Source organism: Bacillus sp. UNC69MF (assembly GCF_000746035.1).
Taxonomy (GTDB): Bacteria; Bacillota; Bacilli; order Bacillales; family Bacillaceae; genus Bacillus; species Bacillus velezensis.
On the sequence record NZ_KN050799.1, the window covers coordinates 80,092 to 107,072 of the forward strand.

General features: G+C 46.7%; 31 protein-coding genes, 1 pseudogene and 1 other annotated feature. Of the genes and pseudogenes, 21 read left to right on the forward strand and 11 right to left on the reverse strand.

Translation table 11 applies throughout. The features are described from left to right. Positions 1 to 30: 30 nt before the first annotated feature. Complete coding sequence (locus BR62_RS0117545; protein ID WP_032871675.1) at positions 31 to 477, reverse strand: YtoQ family protein; 447 nt, start codon at positions 475 to 477, stop codon at positions 31 to 33. Positions 478 to 674: 197 nt separating this feature from the next. Here BR62_RS0117545 and BR62_RS0117550 point away from each other — a divergent pair, with 197 nt between their 5' ends. The 12 genes from BR62_RS0117550 to motS all read left to right on the forward strand — a co-directional run bounded on the left by BR62_RS0117550 (position 675) and on the right by motS (position 12,290). Further along, positions 675 to 998 carry a thioredoxin family protein gene (locus tag BR62_RS0117550; RefSeq protein ID WP_003152373.1) on the forward strand — a complete coding sequence of 108 codons (324 nt, stop codon included), beginning with the start codon at positions 675 to 677 and terminating at the stop codon, positions 996 to 998. A gap of 15 nt (positions 999 to 1,013) precedes the next feature. Further along, positions 1,014 to 1,823, forward strand: a complete 810-nt coding sequence (locus BR62_RS0117555) for a DUF1444 domain-containing protein (protein ID WP_012118213.1) — start codon at positions 1,014 to 1,016, stop codon at positions 1,821 to 1,823. Between the two features lie 14 nt (positions 1,824 to 1,837). After that, positions 1,838 to 2,443 carry a YtpR family tRNA-binding protein gene (gene ytpR / locus BR62_RS0117560; RefSeq protein ID WP_022552814.1) on the forward strand — a complete coding sequence of 202 codons (606 nt, stop codon included), beginning with the start codon at positions 1,838 to 1,840 and terminating at the stop codon, positions 2,441 to 2,443. Positions 2,444 to 2,610: 167 nt separating this feature from the next. Continuing rightward, a complete protein-coding gene (locus BR62_RS0117565) occupies positions 2,611 to 5,214 on the forward strand; it encodes a DNA translocase FtsK (protein WP_032871676.1) in 2,604 nt (867 codons plus the stop codon). 240 nt (positions 5,215 to 5,454) lie between these two features. Next, a complete protein-coding gene (gene murC, locus BR62_RS0117570; protein WP_032871677.1) occupies positions 5,455 to 6,753 on the forward strand; it encodes a UDP-N-acetylmuramate--L-alanine ligase in 1,299 nt (432 codons plus the stop codon). A 155-nt stretch (positions 6,754 to 6,908) separates the two neighbouring features. Beyond that, on the forward strand, positions 6,909 to 7,331 hold the full coding sequence (locus BR62_RS0117575) for a DUF948 domain-containing protein (RefSeq protein ID WP_007408777.1): 423 nt from the start codon (positions 6,909 to 6,911) through the stop codon (positions 7,329 to 7,331). Between the two features lie 32 nt (positions 7,332 to 7,363). Beyond that, complete coding sequence (locus BR62_RS0117580) at positions 7,364 to 7,777, forward strand: YtxH domain-containing protein (protein WP_003152380.1); 414 nt, start codon at positions 7,364 to 7,366, stop codon at positions 7,775 to 7,777. Between the two features lie 25 nt (positions 7,778 to 7,802). Next, complete coding sequence (ytxJ, locus tag BR62_RS0117585) at positions 7,803 to 8,129, forward strand: bacillithiol system redox-active protein YtxJ (protein WP_007408776.1); 327 nt, start codon at positions 7,803 to 7,805, stop codon at positions 8,127 to 8,129. A 237-nt stretch (positions 8,130 to 8,366) separates the two neighbouring features. After that, complete coding sequence (locus BR62_RS0117590) at positions 8,367 to 9,443, forward strand: bifunctional 3-deoxy-7-phosphoheptulonate synthase/chorismate mutase (protein ID WP_003152383.1); 1,077 nt, start codon at positions 8,367 to 8,369, stop codon at positions 9,441 to 9,443. Between the two features lie 279 nt (positions 9,444 to 9,722). Next, positions 9,723 to 10,727 carry a catabolite control protein A gene (gene ccpA / locus BR62_RS0117595; RefSeq protein ID WP_032871678.1) on the forward strand — a complete coding sequence of 335 codons (1,005 nt, stop codon included), beginning with the start codon at positions 9,723 to 9,725 and terminating at the stop codon, positions 10,725 to 10,727. Positions 10,728 to 10,795: 68 nt separating this feature from the next. Next, positions 10,796 to 11,611 carry a flagellar motor protein MotP gene (motP, locus tag BR62_RS0117600; protein ID WP_007408775.1) on the forward strand — a complete coding sequence of 272 codons (816 nt, stop codon included), beginning with the start codon at positions 10,796 to 10,798 and terminating at the stop codon, positions 11,609 to 11,611. Then, entirely contained in the window at positions 11,601 to 12,290 is a 690-nt protein-coding gene (motS, locus tag BR62_RS0117605) for a flagellar motor protein MotS (RefSeq protein WP_032871679.1), read from the forward strand. The genes motP and motS overlap by 11 nt, the downstream gene beginning before the upstream one ends. Before the next feature lie 9 nt (positions 12,291 to 12,299). On the opposite strand, the gene BR62_RS0117610 is transcribed toward motS, so the two are convergent. Genes BR62_RS0117610 through BR62_RS0117620 form a run of 3 tightly spaced genes read right to left on the reverse strand, consistent with a single transcriptional unit; the run spans position 12,300 to position 14,764 of the window. Beyond that, positions 12,300 to 13,466, reverse strand: coding sequence for an acetoin utilization protein AcuC (locus BR62_RS0117610; RefSeq protein WP_015240398.1), 1,167 nt, complete (start codon positions 13,464 to 13,466; stop codon positions 12,300 to 12,302). Continuing rightward, positions 13,463 to 14,107, reverse strand: coding sequence for an acetoin utilization AcuB family protein (locus tag BR62_RS0117615; protein WP_032871680.1), 645 nt, complete (start codon positions 14,105 to 14,107; stop codon positions 13,463 to 13,465). The genes BR62_RS0117610 and BR62_RS0117615 overlap by 4 nt, the downstream gene beginning before the upstream one ends. A gap of 24 nt (positions 14,108 to 14,131) precedes the next feature. Next, complete coding sequence (locus BR62_RS0117620) at positions 14,132 to 14,764, reverse strand: GNAT family N-acetyltransferase (RefSeq protein WP_015240397.1); 633 nt, start codon at positions 14,762 to 14,764, stop codon at positions 14,132 to 14,134. Positions 14,765 to 14,922: 158 nt separating this feature from the next. Between BR62_RS0117620 and acsA the strand changes: the two genes are divergently transcribed. The 3 genes from acsA (at position 14,923) to sr7p (ending at position 18,488) form a co-directional block, all read left to right on the forward strand. After that, positions 14,923 to 16,641, forward strand: coding sequence for an acetate--CoA ligase (gene acsA, locus BR62_RS0117625; protein ID WP_032871681.1), 1,719 nt, complete (start codon positions 14,923 to 14,925; stop codon positions 16,639 to 16,641). Positions 16,642 to 16,694: 53 nt separating this feature from the next. Then, positions 16,695 to 16,927: a binding site (T-box leader), on the forward strand. Between the two features lie 50 nt (positions 16,928 to 16,977). Then, positions 16,978 to 18,243 (forward strand): tyrosine--tRNA ligase, encoded by a 1,266-nt coding sequence (gene tyrS, locus BR62_RS0117630; protein WP_015240395.1) that lies wholly within the window; start codon positions 16,978 to 16,980, stop codon positions 18,241 to 18,243. Between the two features lie 119 nt (positions 18,244 to 18,362). Continuing rightward, the gene (sr7p, locus tag BR62_RS19975) at positions 18,363 to 18,488 is read left to right on the forward strand and encodes a small protein SR7P (protein WP_007408768.1); all 126 of its coding nucleotides are present in this window, start codon (positions 18,363 to 18,365) and stop codon (positions 18,486 to 18,488) included. Between the two features lie 40 nt (positions 18,489 to 18,528). Here the strand turns inward: sr7p and BR62_RS0117635 are convergent, their stop codons facing one another. The 3 genes from BR62_RS0117635 to BR62_RS0117645 form a co-directional block, all read right to left on the reverse strand. After that, positions 18,529 to 18,852 (reverse strand): AzlD domain-containing protein, encoded by a 324-nt coding sequence (locus BR62_RS0117635; RefSeq protein ID WP_007408767.1) that lies wholly within the window; start codon positions 18,850 to 18,852, stop codon positions 18,529 to 18,531. Then, a complete protein-coding gene (locus BR62_RS0117640) occupies positions 18,849 to 19,580 on the reverse strand; it encodes an AzlC family ABC transporter permease (protein WP_032871682.1) in 732 nt (243 codons plus the stop codon). Before BR62_RS0117640 ends, BR62_RS0117635 begins: the two co-directional genes overlap by 4 nt. A 72-nt stretch (positions 19,581 to 19,652) precedes the next feature. Beyond that, positions 19,653 to 20,459, reverse strand: coding sequence for a TrmB family transcriptional regulator (locus BR62_RS0117645; protein WP_007408765.1), 807 nt, complete (start codon positions 20,457 to 20,459; stop codon positions 19,653 to 19,655). 222 nt (positions 20,460 to 20,681) lie between these two features. Between BR62_RS0117645 and BR62_RS0117650 the strand changes: the two genes are divergently transcribed. The 4 genes and pseudogenes from BR62_RS0117650 to BR62_RS0117655 all read left to right on the forward strand — a co-directional run bounded on the left by BR62_RS0117650 (position 20,682) and on the right by BR62_RS0117655 (position 22,920). After that, entirely contained in the window at positions 20,682 to 21,551 is an 870-nt protein-coding gene (locus BR62_RS0117650) for a cation diffusion facilitator family transporter (RefSeq protein ID WP_007408764.1), read from the forward strand. Positions 21,552 to 21,722: 171 nt separating this feature from the next. After that, positions 21,723 to 21,773: pseudogene (locus BR62_RS20085) on the forward strand (hypothetical protein); the annotation flags it as partial. Between the two features lie 47 nt (positions 21,774 to 21,820). Beyond that, positions 21,821 to 21,970: a hypothetical protein gene (locus tag BR62_RS19780; protein ID WP_007408763.1), complete on the forward strand. Its 150-nt coding sequence runs from the start codon at positions 21,821 to 21,823 to the stop codon at positions 21,968 to 21,970. A gap of 197 nt (positions 21,971 to 22,167) precedes the next feature. Next, the gene (locus BR62_RS0117655) at positions 22,168 to 22,920 is read left to right on the forward strand and encodes an SGNH/GDSL hydrolase family protein (RefSeq protein WP_007408762.1); all 753 of its coding nucleotides are present in this window, start codon (positions 22,168 to 22,170) and stop codon (positions 22,918 to 22,920) included. Between the two features lie 15 nt (positions 22,921 to 22,935). On the opposite strand, the gene BR62_RS19980 is transcribed toward BR62_RS0117655, so the two are convergent. From BR62_RS19980 to BR62_RS20090, 4 genes are all read right to left on the reverse strand, one after another. After that, on the reverse strand, positions 22,936 to 23,064 hold the full coding sequence (locus BR62_RS19980; RefSeq protein WP_007408761.1) for a hypothetical protein: 129 nt from the start codon (positions 23,062 to 23,064) through the stop codon (positions 22,936 to 22,938). A 144-nt stretch (positions 23,065 to 23,208) separates the two neighbouring features. Continuing rightward, on the reverse strand, positions 23,209 to 23,718 hold the full coding sequence (locus tag BR62_RS0117660; RefSeq protein ID WP_032871683.1) for a type 1 glutamine amidotransferase domain-containing protein: 510 nt from the start codon (positions 23,716 to 23,718) through the stop codon (positions 23,209 to 23,211). 169 nt (positions 23,719 to 23,887) lie between these two features. After that, the gene (locus tag BR62_RS0117665; protein ID WP_007408759.1) at positions 23,888 to 24,115 is read right to left on the reverse strand and encodes a hypothetical protein; all 228 of its coding nucleotides are present in this window, start codon (positions 24,113 to 24,115) and stop codon (positions 23,888 to 23,890) included. A 5-nt stretch (positions 24,116 to 24,120) separates the two neighbouring features. Beyond that, entirely contained in the window at positions 24,121 to 24,192 is a 72-nt protein-coding gene (locus tag BR62_RS20090) for an SWIM zinc finger family protein (RefSeq protein WP_141137932.1), read from the reverse strand. A gap of 159 nt (positions 24,193 to 24,351) precedes the next feature. Between BR62_RS20090 and hmpA the strand changes: the two genes are divergently transcribed. After that, complete coding sequence (gene hmpA / locus BR62_RS0117670) at positions 24,352 to 25,542, forward strand: NO-inducible flavohemoprotein (RefSeq protein WP_032871684.1); 1,191 nt, start codon at positions 24,352 to 24,354, stop codon at positions 25,540 to 25,542. A gap of 1,176 nt (positions 25,543 to 26,718) precedes the next feature. Then, positions 26,719 to 26,981 (forward strand): hypothetical protein (locus BR62_RS18900; protein WP_231559592.1); only part of this gene is annotated, 263 nt, incomplete at its 3' end.

Genomic DNA, 26,981 nt, shown 5'->3' on the forward strand with positions numbered 1-26,981 from the left:
AATAAGCAGGACCGCATAAAGGCGGCCTGCTTATTCTGTTTCAAATAAATAAGAGAGTGCTTTCATCGCTTGATTGACGGTTTCGACCGTGATATTCGCTTTTCCGGAAAGCTCTTTCAGCGGATGATGAAGTTCTTTCGGACGGATGAGAATGAGCGGCTTTCCTTTTGCGATGGCATAAGAAGCATCCATCGCGGTATTCCACTGCTTATATTTCTCGCCAAACAGGGCGATCACAAAATCGGCTTTTTCCATCAGCACCTCTGTACGGAAATTGTTGATATCAGAAGCTCTTGCGTCTTTTAAAACAGAATCGGGCTGCGCGCCCATAATCTCTTCTCCGATATTGTCTGAGCGTTCATGGTTTTCCATCGGGCCGACAAACGTAATCGGCAGGTCCAGCGATGTTGCTTTTTGTTTGATCTCGTCCCGCCAATTACTGTGGATTTCACCCGCTAAATACACGACAAACTGCATCTTTTGCCCCTCCTTATGTACATATTCAGATTTTCGTACGGCTACAAGCAAAATGGTAAACGAAACTTGCTTGATAATGCAAATGAAATATGATAATGATATTGCATATAGTTGGTCTTGCTGTAAACAGTCTGGTATGATCCAATTGGACAAACATCAGCATATAAAAAACTCATAATCCAGATGGAGGAATGACAATGAAAAAGATTGAAAGCACGGAAGAATTGCAAAAAGCGGTACAAGACGATTGGGCGGTATTTATGTTTTCAGCGGATTGGTGCCCGGACTGCCGCTTTGTGGAGCCGTTTCTCCCTGAGCTGGAAGCGGACTTTCCTGAATTCACTTATTACTACGTAGACCGCGATCAATTTATTGATACATGCGCGGAATGGGAAATTTACGGCATTCCGAGCTTTGTTGTGTTTAACGGAGGAAAAGAAGTGAACCGCTTCGTCAGCAAAGACCGTAAAACAAAAGAAGAAATTGAGCAATTTTTAACCGATTCCCTTGCTAAAGCATAAAGGAGGCCACGGGCTTTGAAAATGACGTCAAGGAAGCTGGCGGATTTATTAAAACAGCGCCTGCAGCACGAGAACCGATCCTTCTTTTTTGACAGAGAAAAAGACACCCTCCGTGTTGAGGATCAAACGACCAAAAAAGGCATCACATTGGAGCTCCCGCCGATCATTGCGAAGTGGGAGACGAAAAAAGAAGAAGCGATCGACGAAATCGTCTACTATGTGTCAGAAGCAATGGAGGCGATGGAAGGCAGCGGACAGGAGATGTCCGGAAAGGAAGCCGGTATCTATCCGGTCATCCGCTCCACATCATTTCCCGATCAAACGAGCGACGGCATTCCCCTCGTGTATGATGACCATACGGCCGAAACGAGAATCTACTACGCGCTTGACCTCGGCAAGACGTACCGCTTAATTGACAGCCGTATGCTCGAGAAAGAAAACTGGACAAAAGAACGGATCAGGGAGACGGCGTCATTCAATCTCCGCTCTCTTCCTTCAGTAGTGAAACAGGATACGGTTGCGGACAATTATTTTTATTTTTTCAGGGCGAATGACGGCTATGACGCCAGCCGGATTCTCAATGATTCGATTCTTCATGAATACAAGCAGGCCGCTGAAGGCGAATTGGCGATTTCCGTCCCGCATCAGGATGTATTAATACTTGCTGACATTCGAAATGAATCGGGTTATGATATTTTAGGGCAAATGTCCATGAGCTTCTTTGCAAGCGGCACGGTGCCGATTACGGCCCTTTCATTTCTGTATAATGAAGGCAGACTGGAACCTGTGTTTATCATGGCGAAAAGCCGGCCGAAAAAGGATTAGAAAGGATTTTTCTTATGAACGCTTTTTACAATAAAGAAGGTGTGGGAGATACGCTTCTGATCTCTCTTAAAGATGCGGCACGCGAAGAAATTGCCTATGAAAGAGAAGGCGATGTCATCAGAATCTTTAACAAAGAAACAAAAGAAACTACGGGCTTTAACATTTTTAATGTGTCTTCTTATCTACAGATTGAGGACAACGGCCCCGTCGCTTTGTCTGAGACATTCGTTCAGGATGTGAATGAAATACTGAACAGAAACGGCGTTTCAGAAACGCTGACGGTTGACCTTTCTCCGAAATTTGTTGTCGGTCACGTTGAATCGAAAGAAAAACATCCGAATGCGGATAAACTGAATATCTGCCAAGTGAATGTGGGAGAGGAAACCCTCCAAATCGTTTGCGGCGCGCCGAACGTGGACAAAGGGCAAAAAGTCGTCGTCGCTAAAGTCGGCGCGGTGATGCCGAGCGGACTTGTGATTAAAGACGCTGAATTAAGAGGCGTTCCGTCAAGCGGCATGATCTGCTCCGCGAAAGAACTCGCTTTGCCGGATGCGCCGGCGGAAAAAGGGATTCTTGTTCTTGAAGACAGCCGCGAGGCCGGCGAAGCATTTCAATTCTAACTCCCATAAATAAGCGCACAGAATCGAATGATGTGAGAGAAAGCCGTTAAGCAGGCCTGCTTAACGGCTTTCTTCAGTTGGGAGCTTAATCTTTTCTGAGCCGCCCGGCAATGGTATACTAAATATCGTCCCAGACTACTAAAAAGGGAGTTAGAGAGTGATTAAACATGAGTTGGCTGAATAAATTTTTTGACTTATTTTTAGGTGAAAAAGAAGAAGAGCATGAACGTGAACCAAACACGCATGCCCAAATCCCGAAACAGCAGATACCGGATCAGCCAGAAGGCAAATTCACGCGCATGGAAGATCCTAAAATATATTACGAATATCCGAAAGGGAATTTCCGCTTCCCTGTCGTTCCGGACGGCTATAAGCGAACGGAGCAAAACCAAAGACAGCGGGAAAGGCACGAACGCCGCCAGCCGTCCCGGGATTATGCCGCCGGGAAGGAGCAAACCGAGCGGAAACAGCATACACATAAAGAGCCTGATACGGTGAAAAAGCCCTTTAAACCGTCATCCATTCCTTCACCGGTTTACGGCTTTCAATCTCAGCACAGCATAAAAAAAGCGCCTATATCCGAAAAGCGGCGTGAAGAGAACGTAACATTGCTTTCAGAGGAGCAATTTGTTCCGCCAAAAGCCGGCCAGGAAACAGAAAAAGAGCCCGTCTTCACAACATCCGGCATAACAAAACAGACGAATGACCGGCCAGAACCGTTTGCGAAACAAGAAACGGAAGAAATCCCGGCCGTTAAAAAAGAGAAGCTTCACACCGAGGCTGAGAATGCAAAAGAGCAAGTGTTTGCAGCAGCAGAACCGCAGCAGACTGAAGAGCGGGAGCACACGGAAAGCGCGGAGTCTGCCGGCTTTACAGAAGAACAAGAGCATGAACAAACCCGCCCGCAGCCTATTAAAGAGCCTGAGTATGAAGCATCCCGAACGGCTGACAACACAGAGGAACAAGCTGCGCCGCAGGAGGAATATCAGGAGCCTGAGCCGGAAAAAGCACCGCCTTTTGAAACCGCGGAAGAACCGGTGTATACATACACAGAACCCGGATACGAAGAGGAAGTTCAGCCGCAGGCTGAAGACAAGCCCGAATCAGCTGAAACCGACGCGAAACAGGAAGCAGACTCTCAGCCTGAGTACAATGAAGTCACGCGGCATTCAGACCCCGAGCCTGAACCTGCAAGCATCGAGACGGCCGATGCCCCGTCCCGGCCTGCCGAAGAAAAAACGGAGCATCACGGACAGCCTCAGCCTGTGAAAAAAGCGGAGCGGCCGAAAGAGCGCAATGTTCCGTTTAACGTCATGATGCTTAAAAGCGATAAACACAAGCAGGCGAAGACGCCAGAGGGCGGAGCGAGCTATGTCTTTCCGAATCTGTCGCTTCTGGACGTACCGCCGGCGCAAAGACATGACGACCAATCGTGGATTGAAGAACAGCGCGAGCTTTTAAACGTTACACTGAAAAACTTTAATGTGCGCGCCCAAGTCGTTCATGTCACACAAGGCCCGTCCGTCACACGTTTTGAAGTGCATCCTGAGCCCGGAGTGAAAGTAAACAAAATTACAAACTTAGCAGATGATATTAAACTGAGCCTGTCTGCCAAGGATATTCGGATTGAGGCGCCGATCCCCGGTAAAAACACGATCGGCATTGAAGTTCCGAACCGCGTAAGCAAAGTCGTCGATTTAAGGCAGATGATCAGAAGCGCCGCTTTCAGGACGAATCCGTCTCCGCTTACAGCCGCGCTCGGTGTCGATATTTCCGGAAACCCGGTCGTCATTGATTTGAAAAAGATGCCGCACGGGTTGATAGCGGGTGCGACAGGATCGGGAAAAAGCGTCTGCATCAATACCATTTTGGTCAGTCTGCTTTATAAGGCGGATCCGAGTGATGTCAAAATGCTTCTGATTGATCCGAAAATGGTCGAGCTTGCGCCATATAACCAAATTCCGCATTTGGTCAGCCCCGTCATCACGGACGCCAAAGCCGCGACCGCCGCGTTAAAATGGGTTGTGGAAGAGATGGAACGGCGATATGAACTGTTTGCCCATTCGGGTGTGAGAGATATCGGCCGCTTTAATGAATTAACCGCCGATCATAAGACAGGCGAAAAGCTTCCGTACCTCGTAGTGGTCATTGATGAGCTTGCCGATTTAATGATGGTCGCGCCGAACGATGTGGAAGAAAGCATTGCCAGAATCGCGCAGAAAGCGAGAGCCTGCGGCATTCATCTGCTTGTCGCGACACAGCGTCCGTCTGTCGATGTCATTACCGGAATGATCAAGGCAAACATACCGACGAGGATTGCATTCTCCGTCTCAAGCCAGGTAGATTCCAGAACGATCATCGACATGGCGGGAGCGGAAAAGCTGCTCGGAAAAGGCGACATGCTGTACTGGGAAAACGGTACCGGAAAACCGGTGCGCCTGCAGGGAAACTTTGTATCCGACAGAGAAATTGACCGCGTCGTCTCTCATGTCAGAAAGCAGCTGCCGCCTTCTTATTTGTTTGAACAGGAAGAACTGATCAGGCAGGGAACCGCCCTCAAGGAAGAAGACGAACTGTTTCCTGAGGCGTGCCAATTCGTCGTGGAGCAAAACAGCGCCAGCACCTCAAGCCTTCAAAGAAGGTTCAGAATCGGTTATAATCGCGCCGCGAGGCTGATTGACATGATGGAAGCCGAAGGCATGATCTCAGAAGCGAAGGGCAGCAAACCCCGTGAAGTGCTGATTACGGCCGCTGACATTGCTCAAGAATAAGAATATCGTTCATTTTTCTCACAAACATGGTATGATAGTGGATGGACCATCAAAACTGCATCACTGTCACGCGCTGAAATATCATGCGGCAGGTTTAATCAAAAAGAAAGTTACAGATACTGACGATAACGTAAAAATAAATGGAAGCGCCGCTGTGCGGGCTTTTCGCCCGCGGCGGTCGCAAAATGAAATGAGCGTCATATACTGGGGAACAGATAGACGTTTGTTGGAGGTACGATTATGACTGTTTATCATTTTGTTGGAATAAAAGGGACAGGTATGAGCCCGCTTGCTCAAATCCTGCATGATACAGGGTATCAGGTGCAGGGATCGGATATCGAGAAGCAGATTTTCACTCAGGCTGCCCTTGAAAAAAGAAATATCCCGATCTATCCGTTCAGCGCCGATAACATCAAACCCGGCTTAACGGTAATCGCCGGAAACGCATTCCCTGATTCTCATCCGGAAATCGCAAAGGCGCTCGCTGAAGGGATTCCTGTCATCAGATATCATAAATTTTTAGCTGAATATATGAAAAAATACACAAGTGTCGCGGTAACGGGCGCACACGGCAAGACGTCCACAACGGGCCTCTTGGCACACGTGATGCAGCAGGCGAAGCCGACTTCGTTTCTTATCGGGGACGGAACGGGCAGAGGAAATGAAAGCAGCGAATACTTTGTATTTGAAGCCTGCGAGTACCGCCGTCATTTCTTAAGCTATCAGCCTGATTATGCGATTATGACGAATATTGATTTTGACCACCCTGATTATTTCGCCAACATTGACGATGTGTTTGATGCTTTCCAAAACATGGCGCTTCAAGTCAACAAAGGCATCATTGCCTGCGGTGATGACGAGTACCTGCCGAAAATTCACGCCAATGTGCCTGTCGTTTATTACGGCACGGGAGAAGAAAATGATTTTCAAGCGAGAAACATCGTGAAAAATACGGAAGGCACGACATTTGACGTCTTTGTCCGCAATACGTTTTACGATACGTTCTACATCCCGGCATACGGGCATCACAATGTCCTCAATTCCTTAGCGGTTATTGCGCTCTGCCACTATGAAGAGATAGACGTGAACATGATTAAGCGCGGACTTGAATCATTCGGCGGCGTCAAACGCAGATTCAATGAAAAAGTGATCGGCAGCCAGGTACTGATCGACGACTACGCCCACCATCCGACTGAAATCAAAGTCACGATTGAGGCGGCGCGCCAAAAATATCCCGAACGTGAAATTATCGCGGTATTTCAGCCGCATACGTTTACACGGACGCAATCATTCCTTGATGAATTCGCAGAAAGTTTAAGCGCGGCCGATCGCGTGTATCTGTGTGACATTTTCGGCTCAGCCCGCGAGAACGTCGGCAAGCTCACGATCACGGATCTTCAGGAAAAAATCGATAACGCAGAACTCATTGAAGAAAATGACACATCCGTGTTAAAAGCGCATGAAGGCGCAGTGCTGATCTTCATGGGCGCCGGAGACATTCAAAAATATATGAGAGCCTATGAAAACGTCATAGCGTAACGAAAAAGCAGTGGGGCTCTCACTGCTTTTTTGCGCGTGCTGCAAAGGGATTTACCGAGAAACGGAGAAATAGTATACATACAGATCTTTCATATATGTTTATCATTTTAAGAATTGGGTATATACCACTATATCCTGCATTAAGGAGGTATTAGATGATCATCATTCTTTACTTAAGTGTCGCACTCATTGCCGTTGCATTTCTCATCCTCGTCATCTATCTGTCCAAAACATTAAAGTCCGTGCAGATGACTTTAACAAACGTTGCCTCGACTTTAGACGGCCTTGAAGGGCAGATGAAAGGTATTACCGCAGAGACAACCGAGCTGTTACATAAGACAAACCGTCTCGCGGAAGACATTCAGGAAAAATCAGAGAAATTAAATACGGTTGTCCATGCTGTCCAGGAAGTGGGAACTTCCGTCCAGCAGTTTAATACATCCATAAAGCAGGCAGCAGGTTCCGTTACGGCCTCTGTAAGAGAGAATCAGGATAAGATCAGTCAGGTTGTCACCTGGAGCCAGGCCGCTATGGAAATATGGGACAAGTGGAAGCAAAAGAAAAAAACATCGCTTTAATCATAAGAAAAATCCACTAAGGAGGAATCATAATGAGCAAAGATGGAATCAATAGTAAGGATTTTTTAATCGGAACGCTGATCGGGGGAATTATCGGCGCGACAACGGCGTTGTTTCTGGCGCCTAAATCAGGTAAGGAGCTGCGCGACGATCTCGGCAGTCAGGCTTCTGCGTTAAAGGATAAGACGGACAGAATGACGGCCGACGCGAAAGAAAAAGGCTCTCAATATGTCAGCATCGCCAAGGACAAAACATCTAATATCACCCAGCTGGTAGCTGATCAGTCAGGCCAGATTATGAATAAAGTGAAGGATTTAAAAGACCGTTCTAAGAGCACACTAACCGAGAAAGCCGAAGAGACGAGAAGCGAAATGCAGGACACGGCCCAAAGCATCAAGGCCGAAGCGGAAGACGCCGGGGAAAAAGCCGGTCAGGCAAATCGCTGATCTTCAATAAGGAGAGATAACCGACATGACAAAACAGCTGATATCGTCTGAAGAAGAGTTCAAAAATGCCGCTGAGAAAGAAAACACGCTCGTGTTTTTGAAACACAGCACAACCTGCCCGATCAGCCAAGCCGCGTTTCAGGAGTTTGACGCCTTTGCATCGGCGCATTCGGAAGTGCCTTCTTATTACCTGCAGGTGCAGGACAGCCGGCCGCTTTCAAACTATATCGCCGAGACATACGGCGTGAAACATGAAAGCCCGCAAGTATTCGTCATTGCAAACGGCGAAGTGAAATGGCACGCGTCTCATTCACAAATCACAAAAAACGCAATAGAGCAGCACCTTTCATAATTGCTGGCCGCCGGTTGATACCGGCGGTTTTTTTTTTTGAAAAAAACTATTGATCATTTCAGCCGGATCATGTAGGATATCAATATATACTGCTTCAACGCATAAAAGCTTAAAAGCGTTTTGGTGATAAAGCCGAATGTGAAAAAATTTATTATTTCATATTCCTATTTTCGCATAACTGTAGTAAGATGCATGTTAACCATTAAAATAAAACATAGCATAGAAGGGATGAAAAAGATGAGCAACAAGGAATTAGAGAGCCTAAGACAGCAGGCAGACGCACTAAACTTAGAAATCCTTAAATTAATCAATGAACGCGGAGCCGTTGTAAAAGAAATCGGTAAAGCAAAGGAAGCACAGGGTGTCAACCGATTTGACCCTGTCAGAGAGCGTACAATGCTTAACCGCATAATTGAAAGCAATGACGGCCCATTTGAAAACTCAACGATCCAGCATATTTTCAAAGAAATTTTCAAAGCCGGACTTGAACTTCAAGAAGAGGATCACAGCAAAGCGTTGCTCGTCTCCCGGAAGAAAAAAGCAGAAGATACGATCGTTGATATTAAAGGTGAAAAAATCGGTGACGGCGATCAGAGATTCATCGTCGGACCTTGTGCCGTCGAAAGCTATGAGCAGGTTGCCGAAGTCGCGGCCGCAGCGAAAAAACAAGGCATTAAAATCCTGCGCGGGGGCGCGTTTAAACCCCGCACAAGTCCGTATGATTTCCAAGGTCTCGGCGTAGAAGGCCTGCAAATTCTCAAACGCGTCGCTGATGAATATGACCTCGCAGTGATCAGTGAAATCGTAACGCCCGCCCACATTGAGCAAGCGATTGATTACATTGACGTCATTCAGATCGGCGCGCGGAACATGCAAAACTTTGAATTGCTGAAAGCCGCCGGTTCCGTTAAAAAGCCGGTATTGTTAAAACGCGGTCTTGCTGCAACAATTTCAGAGTTCATCAATGCAGCTGAATACATCATGTCACAAGGAAACGACCAGATCATACTTTGTGAGCGCGGAATCAGAACGTACGAAACGGCAACGAGAAACACACTCGACATTTCTGCCGTGCCGATTTTGAAACAGGAAACTCACTTGCCGGTGTTTGTTGACGTCACACACTCAACAGGCCGCCGCGATCTCCTGCTTCCGACAGCAAAAGCGGCGCTTGCGATCGGCGCTGACGGCGTGATGGCCGAAGTTCACCCTGATCCTTCCGTTGCTCTTTCAGACTCTGCGCAGCAGATGGATATACCTGAATTCGAGAAATGGCTGAACGAATTAAAGCCAATGCTGAAAGTAAAAGCATAATACAACGTTCCGCTCTTTAAAGGCCGCCACGCGCGGCTTTTTTTTCGTATCTTCATTTTATTTAATTATAAAATGAAAGTGAACGTTTTCATCACTGGGAAAAACGTGTATAATTTCATGAGAGATATTTAAATTTGATGAATAATGAAAAATAATGTACACTACTGACTTACGCTTACAATCATAAACGACAGAATGCGAAATCGTACGACATTTCTTTACATAAAGTGTTTATGCTATAGATAAGGATAAGTGTATCCAGTAAAAGGAGTGGTTTCAGTGAGCAACATTACGATATACGATGTGGCCAGAGAAGCAAATGTCAGTATGGCGACTGTTTCCCGCGTCGTGAACGGCAACCCGAATGTAAAACCGACGACCAGAAAAAAAGTATTGGAAGCCATTGATCGGCTCGGCTATCGCCCGAATGCGGTGGCAAGAGGGCTTGCAAGCAAAAAAACGACTACGGTCGGCGTCATCATCCCTGATATCTCAAGCATTTTCTACTCTGAACTTGCGCGTGGAATTGAAGATATCGCGACGATGTACAAATATAATATTATTTTAAGCAACTCGGACCAAAATCTTGAGAAAGAACTGCATCTGTTAAATACGATGCTTGGCAAACAAGTGGACGGTATCGTATTTATGGGCGGCAACATTACGGACGAGCATGTCGAAGAATTTAAGCGCTCTCCTGTGCCGATCGTCTTGGCGGCATCAGTGGAAGAACAGGGCGAGACGCCTTCTGTCGCCATTGATTATGAACAGGCGATTTATGATGCCGTTAAGCTTTTCATTGATAAAGGGCATCGCGATATTGCACTCGTCTCCGGACCGATGCAAGAGCCGATCAACCGTTCGAAAAAACTGCAAGGGTACAAACGGGCGCTTGAAGAAGCGGCGATTCCGTTTAACGAGCAATTCGTAGCGGAAGGCGATTACACCTATGATTCCGGTATGGAGGCGCTTCAAAGCTTGATGGGCCTTGACCGGAAACCGACGGCGATTCTTTCTGCGACGGATGAAATGGCCCTCGGCATTATCCATGCGGCCCAAGATCAAGGTCTTTCGATTCCTGATGATCTTGATATTATCGGTTTTGACAATACGAGATTGAGCCTGATGGTCCGCCCTCAGCTTTCAACAGTCGTGCAGCCTACGTACGATATCGGCGCCGTGGCGATGAGACTTTTGACAAAACTGATGAACAAAGAGCCGGTTGAAGAGCATATCGTCGAATTGCCTCACCGCATCGAATTAAGACAATCAACCAAGTCATAAAAAAACGGAAAAGCAAGCTTCACTCTGAGGGGTGGAATCTTGCTTTTTTACTTGAGTAAGGAGAAGATATGAAACGTTTTGATTATCTGACGCCCGTTGGCTTTATGTTAGGCTGTATTATTGTCGCAATCGGTATTCTGTCAGGGACGGGACTGGCGGGAATCAGTTCATTTTTAGATCTGACTTCTTTTTTAATCGTCACAGGCGGCCTTGCTGCGGCGATCTTTATCAGCTTTCCGCCGAGGGATTTAAAGAAAACCCCTTCTGTTCTGAAACAGGTATTCTCCCGTCAGGATGACAATGTGAAAGAGCTTGTCAGAGTATTTGTCAGCCTTTCGGAGCAGGCGCGCAGGCAGGGGCTTCTGTCTCTGGATGACCAGGCGCGTGAGATCAAGGATCCGTTTTTAAAAAAAGGGCTTTTGCTTGCGATTGACGGCTGGGACGAGGAAACGATCCGGCTGGTGATGGATTCTGAGATCGCCGCGATGGAAGAAAGACACAGAAAAGGAAGACGCGTTTTTGAAAAAGCCGGTGATTTCGCACCCGCCTGGGGAATGATCGGGACGCTCGTCGGACTCGTTCTCATGCTCAAAAACTTAAATGACCCGCATACCCTCGGACCGAACATGGCTGTTGCGCTATTGACGACGCTGTACGGAGCGCTGCTTGCCAACTTGGTATTTATCCCAATCGCGGCAAAGCTTGAAGAAAAAACGGAAAGTGAAATTTTCATCAAACAGGTCATGATCGAAGGGGTTGTCGGCATCCAATCGGGCAAAAATCCCCGCAACCTCGAAAGTCAGCTCGTCGTCTTCAGCTCAAGAGAAGACTGGCGTAAAGGACAGCCTGCGAACAAGAAAAAGGGCGCTGTCCATGAAGCTTAGAAAAGAGCGTTTTGAAAGAAGAAACAAACCGGAACATTCCGGCGGTTCACCGAGATGGATGGTGACGTTCGCTGACTTGATCACGCTCATTCTCGTGTTCTTTATATTGCTTTTTTCGATGTCGCAAATAGACGCGGAAAAATTTCAATCTGCCGTTTCATCGATTCATACAAAAGGCAGCGGGGGTGAACTGGCGTCATCAGACAAAGCAAACGAAAATAAAGAACAGGATTTGCTGTTACAAAACGTGAAGACATACATAAAAGCGCATCATTTGAGTTCGAAATTGACGGCGAAGCGCGATGAGCGCGGAGTGGTTCTGGTGCTGCAGGAGGCCGTTCTGTTTCAGACGGGAAAAGCGGATGTGCTGAAAAACGCCGAGCCGGTTCTGCATCAGATCGCGGTGCTTTTAAAAACAATTCCGAATGACATACAGGTAGAAGGCCATACGGACAGCCGCCGGATTTCCACCTATCAATTTCCGTCAAATTGGGAGCTGTCGTCTGCAAGAGCGGCGAGTGTGATCCGGTATTTTACCGCGAATGAAGACTTTTCCGCCAAACGGTTTATCTCTGCCGGGTATGCGGATACGAAACCTGTGAAGGACAACAAAAGTCCCGGACATATGAAAGAAAACCGCCGTGTAGAAATTGTGATCAAAAAAACGACCTCCTCATAAGGTCGTTTTTTATTTAGTTTTATACCGCTGCTCAGACCGGATGGCAAAAAGTGCTTTTTCCACGGTTTGGGCATTTTTTTCTGAAATTTCTTCTTTGCGGGGAATCGGAGGATATAATTGTTCAGGATCACTCCAAAAAGCGGGCAACGTGCAGGGGGAGTGCTTCTGCCATTTATCAATCCATTTCTGCGGTATGCGCTCCCCGGGATCAATCCCTTTCATCTCAAGCCAAATGCGGCTCCACGCTCTCGGGACGACTCTCCAAATATCGTATCCGCCGCCGCCGACCGCGATCCATCTGCCGCTGCAATATTGATGGGCTAATGAATGAGCAAGCCGCGGGATCTCCTGATAAATGGAGATTGTATTGGACAGGTGTGTCAATGGGTCGTAATAATGGGCGTCCGCACCGTTTTGGGTAAGAATCACATCCGGCTTGAAAAAAGCCGCGATTTCTGAGGCGGCCGTATTGTAAGCGTGAAGAAAGGAATCGTCCTCTGTGAAAGCGTCCAGCGGAATGTTAAAAGAATAGCCGTAGCCTTGCCCGCTTCCTTTTTCCAGTACCTGTCCCGTCCCGGGAAATAAATAACGCCCGGTCTCGTGAAAAGAAACAGTGCAGACATCAGACCTGTCGTAAAACGTAAATTGAACGCCGTCGCCGTGATGAGCGTCTGTATCAATGTATAACACTTTTGCCCCGTAGTTCTTCTGGATGTATTGGATGGCCACGGCGCTGTCATTATAGATACAAAAGCCTGAGGCCCTGCCGCGGAAGCCGTGGTGAAGGCCGCCTCCTAAATTGCAGGCGTGGCTAGCTTGTCCCGTCATGACATAATCAGCCGCCGTTAAGGTGCCGCCCACCAGAAGTGACGCGGCTTCATGCATGCCGGCAAAAACGGGGGTGTCTTCCGTTCCGAGACCGTAGCTTTCTCCTTCTGCGGCAGGGAGCCGGCCCGCACCCGCTAGTTCCACCGCCTGTATATAATCCTCCGTATGAACGAGAGCCAGCTCTTCTTTAGCGGCCGTGCGCGGTGTGACGATATCTCCTTCGTCAAACGCATCCGCCGCCTGAAGCAGATCGTATGTTAAAAGCACACGACGCTGATTGAACGGATGTTCCTGATGAAATTGATACGTCTGATAAGAAGGCGAGTAAACAAAAACGCTGTCTCTCATGGCTGATCCCTCAAATGTTTCGGCCATAAGACATTGTATCCGGCTTCTTGAACGGCACGGATAAAAGGGAGCGGATTCATCGTCTTCACCCGGAAGACGAGAATGTTCGACCCGGCGGAATCATGGGGATAGACGAGCACACTCAGGATTTGCAGCTGAAGATCACGGCACATGCAGCTGAGATCAGCAAGGCTTTTTGTCATATCCGTCACCAGGATTTCCACCTGTGATCCCGGCTGGGCCGCGCCTGTCAGGCTGACGAAAGTCCGGAGCACCTCGGTTTTCGTTAAAATGCCCGTCAGCTTATGGTTTACCGTAATCGGCAGACAGCCGATGCCGTGCTCATAAAAGGAAGCGGATATTTCTTCTACAAAGTCAAGCGGATGAGCGCAGATGACATTCCGCTTCATAATGGTCTCCACTTTGTTTGTCAGAAATGCGCCGCGTTCCTTTTGTTCAAAGCTGCCGGGGCCGGCCTGTTTAATGTCTCTGTCTGTGACAATACCGATGACGTGCAGCTCGTCGTCGATGACAGGGAGATGGCGGATATGATATATCTTCATTTTACGGACGGCTGTTTCAATGGAGTCGTGTTTTGAGACGGTGATGACGTCCCGTTTCATGATTTGTTCTGCAATCATCTTTTTATCCCCTTTGTATGTCAGTCAATACATAAATCGCTGATAAAAACGAAGCCTGTCGAACTGTTCAATTGACTCCTGACTGACGTGCCTGCCGATGCGGGCCATCAGACAATTGGCCGGATGAGAGCTGATTTCCGGTTCATCCGTTGCGAACCAGACAAGACCCCCGGCATTCATCATCTTTTCCATGATCTTTCTGTATTCCCACACATCTTTTTTCATTCCTTTTAAATCCCAATGCCAGTAATATTCCGTCGTCATGATGATGTACCGTTCCATCTGTTCATCCATCATGCTGACTGTCAGCAAAGTTTTTCCGACAGAACAGCCCCTGTAGCCGGGAGCGACCTCGATCGCCCCGAGTTCAAGGAGGTCTTCCATATTTCCGTCAGACCACCGTTCAAGCGGATCAGGATATAAATACGTCACATAGCCGATAATCGTCTGTCCGTCCCTGGCAATAATGATCCGACCTTCAGGAAGCCCGGCGATCTCGATTAACGCTTTGTGCTGTTCATGAGGAAGGCGAAAGGCTGTCAGGCCTTCATGAAACTCATACTGTGCTAGGTCCTCTGGAGGAACGGGCCCTTCTACTAAAAGAGGGCCGGCTGCTGTCTGAATTGATGAAGAATGGTACGTTTTATGATGTTTCACTGATTCACCGCCTGTCGGTTCTTAATAAAAACACATCTCTTTTAAGCATAACAAAATATAAAGCGTTTTCAATAGTGTTGTAATTTATATTTTAAAAATTGAGAAAACTGTGAACATCTACTATAATTAGTCTATAGATAAGCAAAGGGGGATGTTGCATGAATTTGAAAGCGTTGCCGGCGGAAAAGGGGAATTATCATCTGCGAAATTATGAGGAAACGTACCGCAGCTTCGATTGGAAAGAGGTCGAAGCGGCATTTTCCTGGCATCAGACGGGGAAGCTGAATGCGGCGTACGAAGCGATTGACCGTCATGCCGAATCATTTCGAAAAAACAAAGTAGCGCTATATTACAAGGACGCAAACCGGGATGAAAAATACACATTTAAAGAAATGATGGAGGAATCGAACCGGGCGGGAAATGTACTGAGACGGTATGGAAACGTGGAAAAAGGGGACCGCGTTTTTATTTTCATGCCGCGTTCGCCGGAGCTTTACTTTATCATGCTCGGCGCAATTAAAATCGGTGCGATCGCCGGTCCTTTATTTGAAGCATTTATGGAAGGCGCCGTCAAAGACCGCCTCTTGAACAGCCAGGCAAAGGTTGTCGTGACGACACCTGAACTGGCCGAACGGATTCCGGCGGACAGCCTGCCCGACCTCGAGCATATTTTCATTGTCGGCGGTAGCAAAGAAACGGGAGATAAAATCATTCATTATGATAAAGCGGCTGAGGGAGAAAGCACGAGACTTGATATTGAATGGATGGACAGAAGAGACGGCTACCTGCTTCACTACACATCAGGATCTACCGGAACGCCTAAAGGTGTGCTCCACGTTCATGAAGCCATGATTCAGCAATACCAGACCGGCAAGTGGGTGCTTGATCTTAAAGAAGACGATATTTACTGGTGCACTGCGGACCCGGGCTGGGTGACCGGGACGGTGTACGGGATATTTGCGCCGTGGCTGAACGGAGCGGCGAATGTAATCGTCGGCGGCAGATTCAGTCCGGAAAACTGGTACGGCACGATCGAGAAGCTCGGTGTCAGCGTCTGGTACAGCGCTCCGACGGCTTTCAGAATGCTTATGGGCGCCGGAGATGAAATGGCATCCAAATTTGACCTTACTTCACTTCGTCACGTCCTGAGTGTCGGAGAACCTTTGAACCCCGAGGTCATCAAGTGGGGACATAAAGTATTCGGCAAGCGCATCCACGACACGTGGTGGATGACAGAAACGGGCGGACAGCTCATCTGCAATTATCCTTGCATGGAGATCAAGCCGGGTTCAATGGGGAAACCGATTCCGGGAGTGGAAGCGGCGATCGTTGACAATCAGGGAAATGAGCTTCCGCCGTACCGAATGGGGAATCTCGCCATTAAAAAGGGCTGGCCGTCGATGATGGATTCCATTTGGAACAACAAAGAGAAATATGATTCTTATTTCATGCCGGGCGGCTGGTATGTTTCCGGAGATTCTGCTTATATGGATGAAGATGGTTATTTCTGGTTCCAAGGCAGAGTCGATGATGTCATCATGACATCCGGCGAGCGCGTCGGCCCGTTTGAAGTCGAAAGCAAACTTGTTGAACATCCGGCGATTGCCGAAGCCGGCGTCATCGGAAAGCCGGACCCTGTCCGGGGAGAAATTATTAAAGCGTTTATCGCGCTCAGAGAAGGGCATGAGCCATCCGATCAGCTGAAGGAGGACATTCGCCTCTTTGTAAAACAGGGGCTTGCCGCGCATGCCGCACCGCGGGAAATTGAATTCAAAGATAAACTTCCGAAAACACGGAGCGGAAAAATCATGAGACGTGTGCTGAAGGCGTGGGAGCTGAATCTGCCGGCAGGCGACCTGTCCACAATGGAAGATTAAAGACGGCGTTGACATCGTATCTTATTTATGTTAAAAATGAGTAAGCTTCATACGAAAAGGTTTTGATTGAGACAAGTAGGGTATCTGATTGTTCAAGAGAGCTGATGGCCGGTGAAAATCAGCACATAAGATATGCCGAATACACTCATGAACCGCTTTTGCGAACAAAGCCATTCCAAGGCTTTCAGTAGTGAAAGAACGGACACGGTCCGTTATCAAAAAGAGTGATAAAAGCTTTTTTATGCTTTTATTAGTAGGGTGGTACCGCGATTATATCGTCCCTTCGTTTTAAACGAAGGGGCGTTTTTTATTTTCATAAACAAAGGAGCAGACAAAATGACTAACTTATTAGAGGATTTATCATTCCGCGGCTTAATCCAGCAAATGACGGATGAAGAAGGATTAAATAAACAGCTGAACGAAGAAAAAATCCGTTTATACTCAGGGTTTGACCCGACGGCTGACAGCCTGCACATCGGACACCTTCTGCCGATATTGACACTGCGCCGTTTCCAGCTTGCAGGCCACCATCCGATTGCGCTTGTAGGCGGCGCGACGGGACTGATCGGCGATCCGAGCGGCAAAAAAGCGGAGCGTACGTTAAATACTCAGGATATCGTTGTCGAATGGTCGCAAAAAATTAAAAATCAGCTTTCCCGATTTTTAGATTTCGAGGCCGGAGAAAACCCTGCTGTCATAGCGAACAACTTTGACTGGATCGGAAAGCTGAGCATTATTGAATTTCTCCGTGACGTGGGAAAGAACTTCGGAATTAACTACATGCTTGCGAAAGATACTGTAAGCTCAAGAATTGAAACCGGAATTTCTTACACGGAATTCAGCTACATGATCCTGCAATCCTACGATTTTCTGAATCTGTACAGAGAAAAGAACTGCAAACTCCAAATCGGAGGCAGTGACCAGTGGGGCAACATCACGGCCGGTCTTGAACTGATCAGAAAATCAGAAGAAGAAGGGGCGAAAGCTTTCGGTCTTACCATTCCGCTCGTCACAAAAGCTGACGGCACGAAATTCGGCAAAACGGAAGGCGGCGCCATTTGGCTTGATAAAGAAAAAACATCGCCGTACGAATTCTACCAGTTCTGGATCAATACAGATGACCGCGACGTCGTCAAATACTTAAAATACTTTACTTTCTTATCAAAAGAGGAAATTGAAGGTTATGCTGAAAAAACGGAGACGGCTCCTGAGAAAAGAGAAGCGCAGAAACGTCTCGCTGAAGAGGTGACTGTTCTTGTACACGGCCGCGAAGCGCTTGAGCAGGCCGTTCATATCTCCCAGGCGCTGTTCAGCGGCAATATTAAAGAGCTTTCCGCTCAAGACGTCAAGGTAGGATTTAAAGATGTACCTTCGTTTGAAAAAGACCGCTCTGAAGAACTGTCTTTAGTAGACGTGCTTGTGGAATCTAAATTGTCGCCTTCAAAACGGCAGGCCCGCGAAGACATTCAAAACGGAGCTGTTTACATTAACGGCGAGCGCCAGACGGACATCGGGCATCTTCTGACTGCGGAAGACCGCATTGAAGATCAATTTACCGTACTGCGCCGCGGAAAGAAAAAATACTTCCTGATCACGTACTGAAAATAAAAAGCAGTCCGGCCGCTCAATGCGGCAGGCTGCTTTTTTATGTTTTGTGAATACTGCACGGGGAAATGAGTACAGTACATAGTATAAGCAAAACAGGGAAGGGGTGCTGCGCCGTGAATTTCATGTTTACCATCGCAAAAGAAAGATTGCAGCGGGATCATTGGGAACAGCAGCAAAGCATAAACGCCGAAGCCAAAGCCGAGGAATCAGAGACGGAAGAAGAAAATCCGACATCATAAAGGGAAAGCCTCCATTCTGCGGAATGGAGGCTTTTGATTGTCACCATATCAGCCTGACGGCGGCCATCAGCACGACTCCTGTGATGACCGTGATGGATAAGCTTTTTGTCCGCATCGCACAAAGCAATGTCGGGATGAGAACGATCATTGCTTTCCAATCAAAGGTCAAAGCGCTGTTTGTTTTCACAATCATGCTTTCCGTTACCAGAGCCGTCAAAATGCAAAGCGGAATAAAGGAGAGCCATTTTAAAGCCAACTCAGGCATCTGAATGTTCCGGACAAATATAAACGGAACAATGCGCGGCACAAGTGTAACAATCATGCAGCCGAGTATAATCCAGATCATTTGTGTGCTGATGCTCATTTGTCCGTCACCACCCCGATCGTTGCCACAATCACGGTTGAGACGATGACCGCGATGTGTGACGGGACGAAATACGATAACAAGACCATAAAAATGATCATATAGAGAATTAAGGAGAGGCTGTGCTTCAGCTTTTCCGAAGCGGACGATTGCAATTGCAGCACAAGCAGCGCCGCAAACATAGCGGGCAAAGCAAAGTCCAGGCCGAGCGCGTAAGGATCAGATATCCATTGTCCGAGAAGCCCGCCCATCACGCAGGAAATAACCCAGCACATGTGAGCGGTTATATTGAGGCCGTTCATCCACTTATCGTATAACCTGCCGTTCTGAGCCGCTTTGTTCACCGCTACTCCGAAAGATTCGTCAGTAAGCAAAGCCCCGAAGCCGATATTTTTCGCCAAAGAGTATTTCGTGAAATACGGCGCGATGGTCAGGCTCAGCAGAAGGTGCCGCAGATTGACGATAAACGTCGTTAAAATAATGGCGGAAATCGGACTCCCGGAAACAAGGAGCGAGCAAATAATAAATTGGGCGGCGCCGGCATAGACACACAAAGATAACAAACAAATTTCAAGAATGCTTAGATGAGAGGCAACGCCAACGATGCCGAAAGCAAAACCGATGCTCATATAGCCCAGCAGCGTAGGCACACAATCCCGCACCCCCTGTAAAAACGTATCGTTCATTTCCCGGGAAACGGCGGTTTTTTGCACTTCTGTGTTAATCATTTTTTATACTCCTTTCATAGAGATTATAATGATAACGACTAATGAAAAAATCAAAGAAAATACGGTTCACATTTATATGAACCGATTTCCGGTGACGACATGAAATAACGAATGGTTTTGTTTCATCAGGCCTTCAACTTTCTCAGCCCCGACTTCTTTCACAAGCTCCGCGAACATCAGATCGTGCCTCATATATTCCATGGCCACGAGAACGAGAGCGGGATCTTCTGATTTAATGGCCCAGGCATTCGTCTGCGGAGAAAAATTGGCGATTAAGACTTCTTTATTATCGCGGGCAGCTATCGTTAATCTTCCGCCCATCCGTTTCTCCGCCACTTCAGGAGACATATTATGATTTGTCGTATTTCCGAGCTTCACTTCCGGAGGGCCGAACACAATCGAAAAGACGGGCAATTGTTCGGCGGCGCGTTTGTTAGCAGCTTCTTGAATAAAGGGAATCTGCTGTTCCCAGACAGACAGCCACAACTCTTCCTCGGCTTTTTCAATCATATCCTTCATCTCATTGATGACATGATCATTCGTGCTGATGCGGCGGATGACATTCATCTCCTGCTCGCTTTCCAGTGCCAATAACTTTTCCTCAAGGTAGCCGAATGAGCTCTCGAAATCGTGCCGGAGCCGGTCGATTAATTCCTTTCCGGCAAGCGGAGCATATGTAACCGGATCAGACGGCACAATATGGACAGCGCCTTTATCAACTAATTTCCCCAATACTTCATAGATCATTGAGCGGGGGACGCCTGACCTTTTGCTGATTTCATATCCGGTAACAGGCGAGTGTTTCAACAAGCCGATATATGCTTTACATTCATATTGAGAAAATCCAAACTTCTGTAATTCTTTCAGAACATCCTCCATAAACATCCTCCGTAGTGGTTATTCATGAAACTACTATAATGTAAGCGGTTATATCTTGTCAATGGGACTTGAGTGCTGAAAGAAAGGTGCGCCTGTTTTGTCGCTTTCCAACTTAGTTTATGGTGAGTTACATGTATGGCTTTTGTGAAAAACGTTGCCGTAGACCCACACGAATGCCGTTTGATACGATAAATTCAAGAAGTTAAAAAGAGGAGGATCACGGTGGAAAACACCTCTAAAATCGCTTTTTTATCGGTTATAAGCAATTCCCTGGTCGTCATGCTCAAAATAGTGGTGGGGATCATAACTGGATCTGTCGCGATACTTTCTGAAGCCATTCATTCTTTTTTAGATTTGATCGCCGCCTTCATTGCCTTTATCTCCGTCAGGATTTCAAAAAAGCCGGCTGATACAGGGCATCCGTACGGTCATGGAAAAGTCGAGAATCTGTCGGGGACTATCGAGACGATTCTGATTTTTGCGGCAGGGATTTGGATGATATATGAATGCGTTCAAAAACTGGTGAACCCGGCGCCGGTTCATCTGCCTGTATTGGGAATTGTTGTGATGCTTGCGGGGGCTCTCATTAATTTGATCGTTTCGAAGTTCGTAAAAAGAGAAGCCGAAAAGGTTAATTCCGTGGCAATGAAATCAAATGCCCTGCATTTACTGACTGACGTGTACACATCATTAGGCGTAGCGGCAAGCCTTTTGGTCGTTACCTTAACGGAGTGGTACATACTTGATCCCATTATAGGTATGGTGCTGGCGGTGTATATCATATATGAAGCGTTTAAGTTAATGAAAGAAGCATTCCCGCCGCTGATTGATACCCGTTTGTCGGAAGAGGAAGAAAAAACAATTTTAAAGATTATCGAAACATTTCAACAGGAATTTATTGAAATTCACGATTTTCGTACAAGACGCTCCGGCCCGCAGGAGTATATTGATTTTCACCTGGTCGTAGCCTCTCACGTGACGATTAAAGACGTGCATGACCTGTGTGACCGCATTGAAAGAGATATTACGAATGAATTCAAACAAGCACAGGTAATGATTCACCCCGAGCCGGAGAGCGAGAGGAAGAAATAAATCGATCTTAAGTTTGCGTTTGTTCCCGGCAAAATGCCTGCAAAAGGCCCGTTCCCACGGGTCTTTTTGTTGTATAAATGACTATTTCTCGCTCATATGAGAGATAAGCTTATACACGTGAGGGGTTCATTTCATACGTTATGTTGTAAAGAAAAAGGGAGGTGAACAGAATTGAACGCTATTTCTGTTAAAGAAATTGAACATGGAGTTGCCGTTGCGGAAAGAGAAGGTTTAGGGGAGTATTTATACCAAGAACCGGTTTCTAAAAAATGTTCGCGCCGTTCCCGCAGCAGAAAACGGACACACCGTTCTCGCAGCAGAAGACGGACGCATCACCGGACACACCGTTCCCGCAGCAGAAGACGGACGCATCACCGGACACACCGTTCCCGCAGCAGACGGTCTCATCAAAAACGTAGCCGCAAACGCTGTTTTAAATGCTGACTGCAGACTCTATTACAAGTAACGGGGATCTGCTATAATGGCAAGAGAACTGCATAAAAGATCCAGTATCATCATCTGCGGACACTGAACTGACAACATGGCGCTGTTTGTTCGTGTCCGTTTTTTATGTCAAAAAAGATGCCGGAGGGTAAAAAGGAAGGGATGACGCCGAATGAAGCTGAATGAGGATTTTTATAACTCTGAAGGAAAGACAGTCTCTTTGCCAAACATCAGCAGCAAGCTTTTGCATATCACGGACAGCGGGCATATCAGCGTTGACTTTATCAGCATAAGCAGGCTGCGGAAGGCTTCGAAAATCGCGATCTTAGGTGACAGCGTCGCCCGGGGGCTGCGTGCGGAATACGGCTTTGGTGACATTCTGAAAGACCGGACAAACGCTGAAATAACCAATCTGTCTGTCAGCGGCGTTAATATGAGCAACAACGGAAGCGATAACATTTATCAGCAAGCGCTTAAAACAAAGGGACATGATGTCATCATTGTCCAGGGAACAGATGATGATTGGTGCAACCACATTCCCATCGGCACAGATGAAAAGGATATCACCACATTTTACGGAGGCTTCTGCCAAGTGATCCAGCAGCTGCGGAGCGGAAATAAAGGCGCGAGCATCATTGTGGTGACCCCAACGAGACAAGCAAAAATGTCAAAAGGAAAAATCGTCCGCCGTGATACTGATAAAAATAAACTGGGCCTGAAGCTGGCTGACTATGTGAAAGCCCAAAAAGAAGCCTGCACACTCCTCTCTGTACCGTATGCCGATCTGTTTGATACTGATCTCATCGACCCGTATAATCCCGCTTTCCGCAGCATGTGCATGTCAGAAGGTCTTCATCCGAACGAGAAAGGGCATCAAATCATATTTCAGGAAATCTGCCGGAATTATTATTACTATTATGGGTAACACAGCGCTAACAGATTATTTTCGGCTTTGCTTTTCTAAAAGCTCAATTATTCTTTGAGATGCGTGTTTTTGCGCTCTCAAAAGCGAGACGATATTACCGGTAAAACCGATTAAAATGATAAGCAGCAAAATGATCATCCACATAGCGAACCTCCCGTCGAGTGTTGAAAAACCCACTCTTTATTTTACTTATTATGGATGGGGAGAGAATAGGTCTAACTATTGGGATTTCTTTATAAATCCATAAAAAAATGAACAGACTGAACGGGTCTGTTCATTTTTATTCGCTTATTTCAGCAGGTTCAATGATTCGCGATTAAAGGCTTCCAAATCGTCAGGTGTTCTGCTTGTTACGATGTTATGGCTCACGACGACTTCTTCATCTTTATAATGTGCGCCGGCATTGATTAAGTCTTTGCGGATGCTGCGGAATCCCGTGATATCTTTTCCTTTAAGAAGGTCGGTATCAATCAGCAGCTGCGGGCCGTGGCAGATCGCGAAAACGGGTTTCTGATTTTCCACGAATGCTTTAGTGAATTCACCCGGGCGGTCATCTCCGCGCAGAAGATCCGGTGAAAAGCCTCCGGGAATCAATAACGCATCGAATTCCTTGGCGTCTGCGTCTGAGATCGCTTGATCGATCTTTACTTTCTCACCGTGCTTGCCCGTCACTTCTTTCCCAGCTTCCAAATCTATTGTCACCACACTGTGGCCCGCTTTTTTAAATGCTTCCGCCGGGCTTGTATATTCAATATCCTCAAATTGATCTGTCATCAGAACTGCGATTTTTTTGCTCATACATCATGCCTCCTGTGAATTTGTATATGACAAGAATATCAGGCAGATTCCCGCCTCACAACGTATTTGCTTATGAAAAAAGACCCCTCTGAAAAAGAGGAGCCAAAAGGTACGGAGGTCTGCTTAAACTTACGTGTTTAACCTGAGATAAGGCAAGAAATCGAACCAATTACTTTTTGCGTCTTTTTTTCTGCTTTTTACACCCGCATTTCCCCGGATCGCCCGGATCAATGACTTCGTGAATTGTTTCTTCCTTATAAACGTGGCGGGGAACATAACGGATATGCTCTCTGTTAATGTGTTTGATGGGATGGACGTAAACCACTTCTTTGTCAGTATACTTGTCAGTCACAATATACTTAGGGTCACAGTAATACACTTTCGATTTTTTACCCATTCATCTCACCTCCCGTACTTTATTAAATGCTGACAAGGAGGATTTTGCATCGGACAAGTACACCATGGCAAGTCCACAATTTTTCAGCTGCAATTTCGTTTTTCTGATTTTTCCTGAATCCGCCTCAAATTGGAACGGCTAACCCTTTTTGAGCGGGGAAATCTATAAAAAAGAATTCAAAAACGATTCTTTTCTCAGGTCAATCGAGATGCATACATCTTTAGGGGGATTTCAGAATGCTCGATGAAAAAACGATTGAAATCATTAAAAGCACAGTGCCGGTCTTAGAAGAGCATGGTGAAGAAATCACAGGCCGATTTTATGACCTGCTGTTTCAGCATCACCCTGAGCTGCTGAATATCTTTAATCAGACGAATCAAAAGAAAAAAACACAGCGTACGGCCTTGTCGAATGCTGTGATTGCAGCCGCAGCCAATATTGACCGGCTGGAAAACATCGTTCCCGTCGTCAAACAAATCAGCCATAAACACCGGAGTATCGGTGTTAAACCCGAGCATTACCCAATCGTTGGAAAGTACTTGTTAATCGCGATAAAGGATGTGCTAAAAGACGGGGCTGCTCCTGAGGTCATTCAGGCATGGGAAAAAGCATACGGCGTCATTGCAGACGCTTTTATCGGAATTGAGAAGGACATGTATGAACAAGCGGAAACGCAAAAAGGCGGCTGGAAAGACTATAAGGCGTTTAAAATTGATAAAAAGGTAAAAGAAAGCAAGGAGATAACGTCGTTTTATTTAAAACCGGAAGACGGACAAGTTCTCCCCGAGTTCAAAGCGGGACAGTATATCAGTGTAAAAGTATACATTCCGGACACGGGTTATACGCATATCCGCCAGTACAGTTTGTCGGATGTATCCGGTAAGGATTATTACAGGATTTCCGTGAAAAAAGACGGAATTGTTTCTTCATATCTGCATGACCAATTACACGAAAAGGATTCAATTGAGATCAGCGCTCCGGCCGGCGATTTCGTATTAGACCCTGATTCCAAAAAGAATCTGGTTCTCATCAGTGCCGGTGTCGGAATTACCCCGATGATCAGCATGTTAAAGACGGTTGCCGAAACCCAGCCGCAGCGAAACGTTCTCTTTATCCATGCGGCAAGGAGCGGAGAGTATCATGCGTTGCGGCATGAAGCTGAAGAAGCCGCGGAACACTCATCCGTTGACACCCTCTTTATTTACAGTGAGCCGTCCGAACAAGACCGTTCAGAAAACATTCGTTTTCGGGAAGGCCGGATTGACAAACAGCTGTTAGAAGAAGTGATGACAGATAAAGATGCTGATTTTTACCTGTGCGGGTCACCGTCGTTCATTAAAGAAATGAAAAAGCTGATTTCTGAATTCAATACACCGCCGGAATCCATTCACTATGAATTATTTGAACCGCAGCTGAGTATGGTGTGATTGAAGAAGGAAGGACGATGATTTTAATGTATGAAGCACCCGGATTGGGTGCTTTTTTTATTCTCTTGCAAGGAAGGGTTGCTGAGGAATCACTCTGTAGAGGAAAACCACTTTTTGTCTCAACTCGCTTAATTATCGAATGAAATAAGTGCCGCATGTTAAAAACACATGGCCCGCGAGTTTATTGCTCACTTATCCTGCTGCTCGGATTTTTGGTGTGTGAGAAAAAAACGGTACGGCTGCATAATCCGGAAGAGACGCCGACCTTTTACTTGTAAAAGAAGTTTAAAGACAGGATGAACGCTTATTTGCTAGTGTACGAGCGGCAAAAGCAAAAAGAGGAATCGGTATTTTAAAATTAAAAATAACAACTGATAGAAATGAAAGTTTCAGGATACAATGGGATTTATATATTCGGGTTTTGTGATAGCAGTATAGGGAGGGGAATAATAGAGTGAGTAACTTTTTTGAGGAATCGGTACAGGGAGGGGTTGTATCTATGCTTACTGATATTAAACAAAAGGTTTGGGGATGCTCTTTTATCTGAGAATCGATTTGAGATGAAGCGGGGATGCCGAGGGGATCAGAGGGCGAACGTCAGGCAGAATTACGCCAAGTGGACCGCCGAGAAAAATGGCTCTGGAAATGTGAATCTATTGTTGATTTTCTTGATTGAGCTAATGAAGAAATAGTTGACGAGAAACACAGGACTGTCTTTGTAGTAGACGGGGTGAAATATCGTGAAATCGCTCTGCATTCTGGCGTTTCCCGCGAAACGGTCAGACGCATCAAAGAGAAGATTTTTTGCCAAATATGTAATTTTTATTGTTGAAACAGATAAAATCAGCAGTGTAGACTGGAAGGCAAAATATTTCTGCGTCCCCATCGATTCAAATAGGGATTACAATAATGTGAAGAGTTATTTATAAACAGAAATTGATAAATAATATAAGATCAGCTGACAAACTTAATGAGGATCAAACTAGTGCTCACTTATTTATAAATTAAACATATTATAATGATATATTAATCATTAAGGGAGATGAGCAGTTGATGGGTTATGATCAGCATAGAAGATGCCCTAAATGTAAACAAAAACTACCGAAACCAAACTGCTGTAACTGCTGTCCCATCTGTTATACAAAAGTTGTTGTAGGACAACGAGGATTACGAGGGTTGCGAGGGATTCCAGGGGTTACAGGACCAGCCGGACCAGCCGGACCAGCCGGACCAGCCGGAGCGACCGGGGCCACAGGAGCTATCGGTCCAGCCGGAGCCACAGGAGCAACCGGGGTAACTGGAGCGGCGGGAGTCACAGGAGCGACCGGGGTAACTGGAGCGGCGGGAGCCACAGGAGCGACCGGGGTAACTGGAGCGACGGGAGTCACTGGAGTGACCGGAGCCACAGGAGATATCGGTCCAACCGGACCAGCCGGAGC